The organism is Aquaspirillum serpens DSM 68 (genome assembly GCF_000420525.1).
GTDB classification, from domain to species: domain Bacteria; phylum Pseudomonadota; class Gammaproteobacteria; order Burkholderiales; family Aquaspirillaceae; genus Aquaspirillum; species Aquaspirillum serpens.
The window spans coordinates 1-7,992 of record NZ_ATVC01000086.1; the positions used below are offsets into that span (position 1 = coordinate 1).

The window sequence follows — 7,992 nt, forward strand, 5'->3', positions numbered from 1 at the left end:
AGTGTCGATGGTAAAGGCACGATATTGAGCAAAGACGATGCGATGGCTGAATTAATCCGCCGCATTGAACAAAAAACCCCAACCGGTTCGAGCATTCAGGAAGAGATGAAAGGCAATGGCTTTACCTTCCTCAATGCCTTACCAGCCAATGAAAAACTGATTGTGCAAACCGTGGTGCCGACTGTCGCAGCCAACACCACCACTGCCCCGAGTCAGCCGCTGATTGTGAGTGGCTCAAGCCGTGCCAGCGATGGCAAACAGGCGGTGGTGATTGATGTGAGTCAGTTGCCAAAAGGCACAGTGATTCAAGTCGAGAATATCGACTTTATCGCCATCGTCGGTGAAGTTCGCGCTATCGGCGGCAGTGGGCAAAACGTGGCGGTGGGGGACAATCTCAACCAATTTATTGTATTAGGTGCCGACAACGACAGCATCTATGGCGGCGGTGGACAAGATATTGTCGGTTCCCTCGGTGGTGATGACCAAACCTTTGGTGAAGCTGGCGAGGATACCGTCTATGGTGGTGCGGGTAACGATACCCTCACCGGTGGTACTGGCAATGACCGACTCAATGGCGGCTTTGGCAACGATACCGCTATCCAAAGCGGTGCGCGTACTGACTACACCATCAGCGTTGATGGTCATGCCGTGGTATTGACACACAACACCACCGGTGAAGTCGATCGTCTGTTGGACGTCGAACTGGTCAAATTCGACAGCGGCGACAACCTCACCATTCGCTATGGCGAAGTGTTTACCGCTGAATATGATCCGAACGTGCTCAACGTTACTGCCAATCGCCAATTCACCGGCGGCGAAGGTAATGAGATGGGCTATTTGCCGATGGGCTTGGCGTTGTATGTCGATGGCAGCAAGGGGCATGACGTCTTGCAGCTACTCGGCAAACGCAGCGACTACGCCCTCGAACGCAACGGCAATGCCCTCGAGATCACCCGTTACAGCGATGGCGCTATGTTTGACCTCAACAACGCCGAAACCCTCGCCTTCGACAGTCAAGAGGTGGTGATTCTGGCCAGAGATCGGGTAGAAGGCATCTTAGCGCGGATGGTGCAGGTCTATCTCAACCGTGATGCCACCGCTGCCGAATGGAAACTCGGCACCAAAGCAGTGGCCGACTATTACGCCGGCTTGTTGCAACCGCAAGAAGTGTTCGACTGGTTTAATGCTCGCAATACTGCTTTGGCGAAAATGGACAACGCCACCTATGTCCAAACGTTGTACCAAAACGCCTACGGTCGCCAAGCCACCACCGCCGAACTGACCCCGCTGGTCAATAAGCTGGAACAGCAACTCATCACCCGCGACTGGCTCGCCGTTGACATTGCCGCCAGCAGTGAAGCCATTACCGCCATTGGTACGGTGATGCAGTTTGATGGCTGGGTGTAAATAGCTAGGGTGTTGTAACGTGTTGTTGAGCTGGGGCGTACTGTGGTGCGCCCCAGTGACTTATTCTGTGATGGGTTGGTTGAGTTTCCTCATTCGGTTGGTTTCAGGTTAATACCCTCGATCTCTTGCACAATTTTCTTGTTGTTATCGCAGCGAACAGAGGCCACTTGCTTTTGTTTGACCGTAACATTCACACCCGCTTCAATCGGATGTTGGTCGTCCAAGCGATCCACTCCCCAAAACACGCTATACACCGTATCCCCATTCGGAATATCCACCGCATACGACATATAACGGCCGATACCCTGCCATTGATAGGTTGATGCTGCTGAGCGTGGGACTTGCACGACAATTTCTGGGGTTTGAGTTGGCTTACCGAAGGAATACACCATGGTTTTCCCAGCATCACACAACTCAATCACCTTCCCTTTAGTCGTGGTACAGGAAAACACCGTTTTACTGCCAGCGTTGCATTGCGCCCATGCAGGTACGGCAAGCACGCCAACTATCGCTGCGGCCAATAAACTGCTTTTTTTCATATCATGTCTCCATACACAAAAAAACCGCAAAAAACCGAGGTCTTTTGCGGTTGCAGCTAATCAATGAAGCGACTCAACGACGTTCAATCTGTGACACATCGCGCACTGCGCCTGTATCAGCACTGGTCGTCATGGCGGCATACGCACGCAATGCCGGACTGACCACGCGATCACGATCAACCGGTTTCCATGCTTGTGCACCACGCGCTTCCATCGCCGCACGACGACGCGCCAATTCTTCATCACTGATAGCCAAGTGAATCGTCCGTGCAGGAATATTGATTTCTAAGGTATCGCCTTCTTCTGCCAAACCAATCACGCCCCCTTCGGCTGCTTCTGGGCTGACATGACCAATCGACAGGCCAGATGTCCCACCGGAGAAACGACCATCGGTTAACAAAGCACACGCCTTACCCAAACCTTTTGATTTGAGGTAACTGGTGGGGTAGAGCATCTCTTGCATCCCGGGTCCACCTTTCGGGCCTTCGTAGCGAATTAATACCACATCACCCGCCACCACCTGATCGCCTAAAATCGCTTCTACAGCATTATCTTGGCTTTCAAAAATGCGCACGCGACCGGTAAAGGTCAAAATTGATTCATCCACACCGGCGGTTTTCACAATACAACCGCGTTCCGCAATATTGCCGTACAACACCGCCAAACCACCATCTTGTGAATAAGCATGCTCTTTGCTGCGGATACATCCTTCGGCACGATCGCTGTCCAACTCTGGATAACGCATGCTTTGGCTAAAGGCGATAGTAGTACGAACCCCACCAGGTGCAGCACGGAACAGGGTTTTTGCCGTTTCATCACAGCTTGGACGTTGAATATCCCAACGATCGAGGCTATCGCCCATGGTTGGCGCATGGACAGTCGGCACTTGACGGTGAATTAAACCGGCACGATCCAGCTCACCCAAAATGCCAATCACACCACCGGCACGGTGCACGTCTTCCATGTGATATTTCTGTGTCGCGGGGGCGACTTTTGATAAGCAAGGCACACGGCGTGAAATACGGTCGATGTCTTGCATGGTGAAATTGACACCGGCTTCACGCGCCGCGGCCAATAAATGCAACACGGTATTGGTTGAGCCACCCATCGCCACATCCAAACTCATGGCATTTTCGAATGCTTCGAAAGTGGCAATATTGCGTGGCAATGCCGAGCTATCGTCTTGCTCATAATAGCGTTTTGCCAGCTCAACAATGGTACGGCCAGCTTGCAAGAATAATTCTTTACGATCGGCATGAGTTGCCACTAAAGAACCGTTACCGGGCAACGATAAGCCCAGCGCCTCGGTTAAACAGTTCATCGAATTGGCAGTGAACATACCGGAACAGGAGCCACAAGTTGGGCAGGCAGAACGCTCCACCGCCGCCACTTCTTCATCACTGACTTTATCGTTAGCAGCTTCGACCATGGCATCAACCAAGTCGAGTTTGCGAATCTCATTACCCCATTGCACTTTGCCGGCCTCCATTGGGCCACCAGAAACAAAGATCACAGGAATATTGAGACGCAACGCTGCCATCAACATGCCGGGGGTAATTTTGTCACAGTTGGAGATACACACCAGCGCATCCGCACAGTGGGCATTCACCATATATTCCACACTGTCTGCAATCAAATCGCGGCTTGGTAAGGAATACAGCATACCGCTGTGCCCCATCGCAATCCCGTCATCAATCGCAATGGTGTTAAATTCTTTGGCAATACCACCGGCTTTTTCAATTTCTTTGGCGACTAATTGGCCGAGGTTGTGCAGATGCACATGACCCGGGACAAATTGAGTGAAGCTATTGGCAATAGCGATAATTGGTTTACCAAAGTCGCTGTCATTCATGCCAGTGGCGCGCCACAAAGCGCGGGCCCCTGCCATATTGCGGCCATGGGTAGAAGTACGGGAACGATAAGCGGGCATAGCGACATCCTGTTACGCATACGAAAAACGCTATTGTGCGTCCGCCTAGTCTCGCTGGGCAAGCGAGAGAAGAAAGGAAAAATCGGCTAGGGCAGTGTCAACCTGTCCTAGCCGACAGAAAAAGCTATTCGCGGGGTGGTTTTAATACCTGTTGCGCAATATCAAAGGCAAAACCACGGCTAGCAAGAAAGCGCATTTGTTTGGCGTATTCTTTTTGATCTTGCGGCAGCTGGCCGAACTTACGTTGCCATACCTCGCGTGCACGACTGAGTTCGTCTGGCAGTTCCGCCAAAGCTTCCGCAATATCTTCACGAGATACACCGCGTTGTGCCAAGTCTTGCCGTAACCGCAAACTGCCATGACGGCGTAGATGACTGTTCACCCACGCTTGGGCAAAACGACGGTCGGACAACCAACCACGCGCCTGATAGTCATCCAATAATGCCGCCAATTGTTGTTGCTCAACTTCGCCAGTGGTCTCACGCACCAGACGTTGCCACAGTTCGGCGCGACTGTATTCACGCCGCGCCAGTAAATTGAGCAATTTATCGCGTAATGCGCTCATTGTTTAATCTAACGGTGGAATGCCTTGATCGTCGTCTTCGCTTTCGGCCATTGCTGCAAAAACCGCCGGATTCACCCCAACTTTTTCACGGATTTTGTTTTCAATCTCTTGTGCAATCGCGGGGTTGTTGCGCAGCCATTCCCGCGCATTGTCTTTCCCTTGCCCGATTTTTTGACCGTTGTAGGCATACCATGCGCCGGACTTGTCAACGATGCCATTTTGTACGCCGAGTTCTACCACTTCGCCCTCACGGGAAATGCCTTCGCCATACAGAATGTCAAACTCGGCTTGGCGGAACGGTGGGCTGACTTTGTTTTTCACCACTTTCACTCGGGTTTCATTGCCAATAATGTCCTCACCCTTCTTGATGCCACCAATTCGGCGAATATCCATCCGCACCGAGGCATAGAATTTCAGCGCGTTACCGCCGGTGGTGGTTTCTGGGCTACCGAACATCACACCAATTTTCATCCGAATTTGGTTGATGAAGATAACCAAAGTATTGGTGCGCTTGATATTACCGGTAAGTTTACGCAAGGCTTGGCTCATCAACCGAGCTTGCAAGCCGACGTGACTATCCCCCATTTCACCTTCAATTTCGGCTTTCGGTACCAATGCGGCGACCGAGTCCACCACGATGACATCAATGCCACCAGAGCGCACCAGCATGTCGCAAATTTCTAATGCTTGTTCACCCGTATCAGGTTGTGAAATCAATAGGTCATCGACATGCACCCCTAATTTTTGTGCATAGACAGGGTCGAGCGCATTTTCAGCATCAATATAGGCGCAAGTACCGCCCAGCTTTTGTGCTTCTGCCACCACCTGTAAACATAGGGTCGTTTTCCCTGACGATTCGGGGCCATAAATTTCAACGACTCGGCCACGCGGCAACCCACCAACCCCCAACGCCAAATCCAGCCCCAACGAACCCGTTGAAATCACTTGCAAGTTTTCGGCAACTTGGTTATCGCTCATCTTCATGATCGAGCCCTTGCCGAATTGTTTTTCAATTTGTGCTAATGCAGCAGACAATGCTTTGCTTTTATCGCCCTGATCGATAGCCATAATGCCTCCGGAAAAAAATGAACCGCGGATCACGCCAAACAAATGACGTGAGAGCGAAGATTATCTCATAAGTCCGCGACAGGTCTTGTCGTTGCTTAAAATGGCATGATTTTGTCCAAGAAGTTTCTTCGACTGTGTTTTCTTTTGTCTTGCTTGCTGATTGAATTGTGTTGCCATGTTAAATGAACGCGCCCAGCTCTTACTCAAAACCCTGATAGAGCGCTATATCGCCGACGGCCAGCCGGTGGGATCACGCACGCTATCGCGTGTCTCGAATCTGGATTTATCTGCCGCTTCGATTCGCAACATTATGTCCGATCTCGAAGAAATGGGATTGTTGGCCAGCCCACATACCTCAGCGGGCAGAGTGCCGACGGCAAGGGGTTATCGCGTTTTCGTCGATCAACTCATCACCATCACGCCCCCCGAAGAGGCTGCCTTACAACAAATGCACAATGGCCTGCATCCTGATAGCCCCCAACGCTTGGCCGCTGCTGCGTCACAGTTGTTATCAGATTTAACCTGTTTTGCTGGTGTGGTGATGATGCCAAAACGACCAGATATGGCTTTTCGGCAAGTCGAGTTTTTGCGCCTTTCGGAAAAACGAATTTTGCTGATTTTGGTCACCCTTGATGGCGATGTGCAAAATCATCTTTTGCTCACTGCAAAAGACTACACCTCAAGTGAGTTAATCGAAGCTGCTAACTACCTTAATCATCACTATGCAGGGCAAGCATTAGATCGTGTGGTGGCCGATTTACAAGCTGAGTTGGGCAGTTTACAGGCTGATATTGCCAATTTGATGAACGCTGCCATTCGCGCAGGGCAGCAAGCCTTACAAGATGACAGCCAAGCGGTGGTCATTGCAGGGGAAAAACGTCTATTGGGTGTCGATGATTTGTCATCCAACCTGTCAAACTTGCGTGGCTTATTCGATATTTTCGAACGTAAAACAGAACTGCTGCATTTATTAGAAAACAGTCGGCAAGCACAGGGCGTCCGGTTGTTTATTGGTGATGAATCGGGGGTGATGCCGCTGGGTGAATGCTCAGTCATCACCGCCCCTTATCGCATTAACAGTCAAGTGGTCGGGACCTTAGGCGTCATCGGCCCAACACGCATGGCCTATGAGCGAGTCATTCCCATCGTAGACATCACCGCCCGTTTGGTTTCTGGGGCTTTGTCGCACGTTGAGTAGATTAAGGCACAGCTAACACACAGTATGACGATGCTTATACAAGCGTTAGATTAGGGCGAGCCGATGGGTTCGCTCTTTGTTTTTATGTGGTTTTGCTGGAGATAGAGGGCGTATTCATCTATAGCTAAAAGTCATTTATATATGATTTTGTCGATCTTTTAGGATTACATTTCTCTTTTAACATCAAAAAACACGCAAAATCACAAACAAAAAACCTTGTCAAGAAAAATATTTTTCTTTTTTTAGCCCCTATTTAAAGTCGATTTATGCCATTGACTTCAAATATAACCCATTTTGCTTAGTTAACTCTCACGAAATCTGTATCATTTTTGGTCTTTTGAGAGTTAACTCAAATGACATAATGGCTTTTTCCCTATATTTCACAGAAGACTGATATATCAAAACATGATCTTAGCCTTGTCTTGTTCAATATATTGTTGTTTTTGTTAAATAAATGAGGGGAGATTTTTGATCAATATCAAATTGATTTGCTTTTTTATTTTTATATCAAATGTCAATACTAGATTGTATTGATTCATGCTAACTCTCACTTCCCCCGTTTTGGTTGTGAGGAGAGACTTTTTTCTGGATTTTCAGTAAAAATACACAGTATGCAAAAGCCAATGTCTTTCGATTCAATTTAAATGAATCTCGGCTCAGTGTTTTGCGCTTATTTGTGAATTTCTGGAGATCATCATGCTTGCCTCTCATCCGACTTCGTTGGCCTTTATCGATAGCAGCCTGCCTGATATCAACACCCTCGTTGCCGGTTTGCCTGACCACATCGAATACCATCTTTTGCATCCTCAGCTTCCTGCTTTGCAACAGATGGCCGCGTTGTGTTCAGACCGTGTCGGTTTGTCGGCTTTGCATGTGATTTGTCATGGCGCACCTGGTGAGTTGCACTTGGGGAACGAAGTCATCGACCTTGCCGCGCTTTCTCGTTCGCGTGATGCGGTGCTCTCTTTGTCGAATGCGATGGCGGAGGAGGGCGAGATTCTGTTGTATGGCTGTGAAGTCGCCGCCGGAGCCGTAGGCCGTCGCTTTGTTGATACGCTGAGTTTAATGACAGGGCTTCATGTCGCTGCGGCAACGCATAAGGTCGGTCATGCCGATTTGGGTGGTTCTTGGGATTTGGATGTTTTGCCAGCTGGCATGACAGTGTTGCCTCTGGCGTCATCTACCGCATAACCCCAGCGCTAATGATCTCCATGGGGCGACATGACGAGCCCTTCGGACCGGTACACATCGTTGGCTGGCAGCCCCTTCCTCGACCTGAACAGCA

General features: G+C 49.8%; 7 protein-coding genes. 3 read left to right on the top strand and 4 right to left on the bottom strand.

All coding sequences use genetic code 11. The features are described from left to right. On the top strand, positions 1-1,407 hold a 1,407-nt coding region (locus tag G465_RS16400), incomplete at its 5' end, for a DUF4214 domain-containing protein (RefSeq protein ID WP_155846535.1). 89 nt (positions 1,408-1,496) lie between these two features. On the opposite strand, the gene G465_RS0112120 is transcribed toward G465_RS16400, so the two are convergent. From G465_RS0112120 to recA, 4 genes are all read right to left on the bottom strand, one after another. Further along, on the bottom strand, positions 1,497-1,946 hold the full coding sequence (locus G465_RS0112120; protein ID WP_022654714.1) for a hypothetical protein: 450 nt from the start codon (positions 1,944-1,946) through the stop codon (positions 1,497-1,499). A gap of 73 nt (positions 1,947-2,019) precedes the next feature. Beyond that, positions 2,020-3,876 (bottom strand): dihydroxy-acid dehydratase, encoded by a 1,857-nt coding sequence (gene ilvD, locus G465_RS0112125; RefSeq protein WP_022654715.1) that lies wholly within the window; start codon positions 3,874-3,876, stop codon positions 2,020-2,022. A gap of 124 nt (positions 3,877-4,000) precedes the next feature. Then, entirely contained in the window at positions 4,001-4,441 is a 441-nt protein-coding gene (gene recX / locus G465_RS0112130; RefSeq protein WP_022654716.1) for a recombination regulator RecX, read from the bottom strand. Positions 4,442-4,444: 3 nt separating this feature from the next. After that, positions 4,445-5,509 carry a recombinase RecA gene (gene recA / locus G465_RS0112135; protein WP_022654717.1) on the bottom strand — a complete coding sequence of 355 codons (1,065 nt, stop codon included), beginning with the start codon at positions 5,507-5,509 and terminating at the stop codon, positions 4,445-4,447. Between the two features lie 175 nt (positions 5,510-5,684). Here recA and hrcA point away from each other — a divergent pair, with 175 nt between their 5' ends. Then, positions 5,685-6,707, top strand: coding sequence for a heat-inducible transcriptional repressor HrcA (hrcA, locus tag G465_RS0112140; protein WP_022654718.1), 1,023 nt, complete (start codon positions 5,685-5,687; stop codon positions 6,705-6,707). A 696-nt stretch (positions 6,708-7,403) separates the two neighbouring features. Next, positions 7,404-7,898: a DUF4347 domain-containing protein gene (locus G465_RS0112145; RefSeq protein WP_022654719.1), complete on the top strand. Its 495-nt coding sequence runs from the start codon at positions 7,404-7,406 to the stop codon at positions 7,896-7,898. The last annotated feature ends 94 nt before the right edge of the window (positions 7,899-7,992 follow it).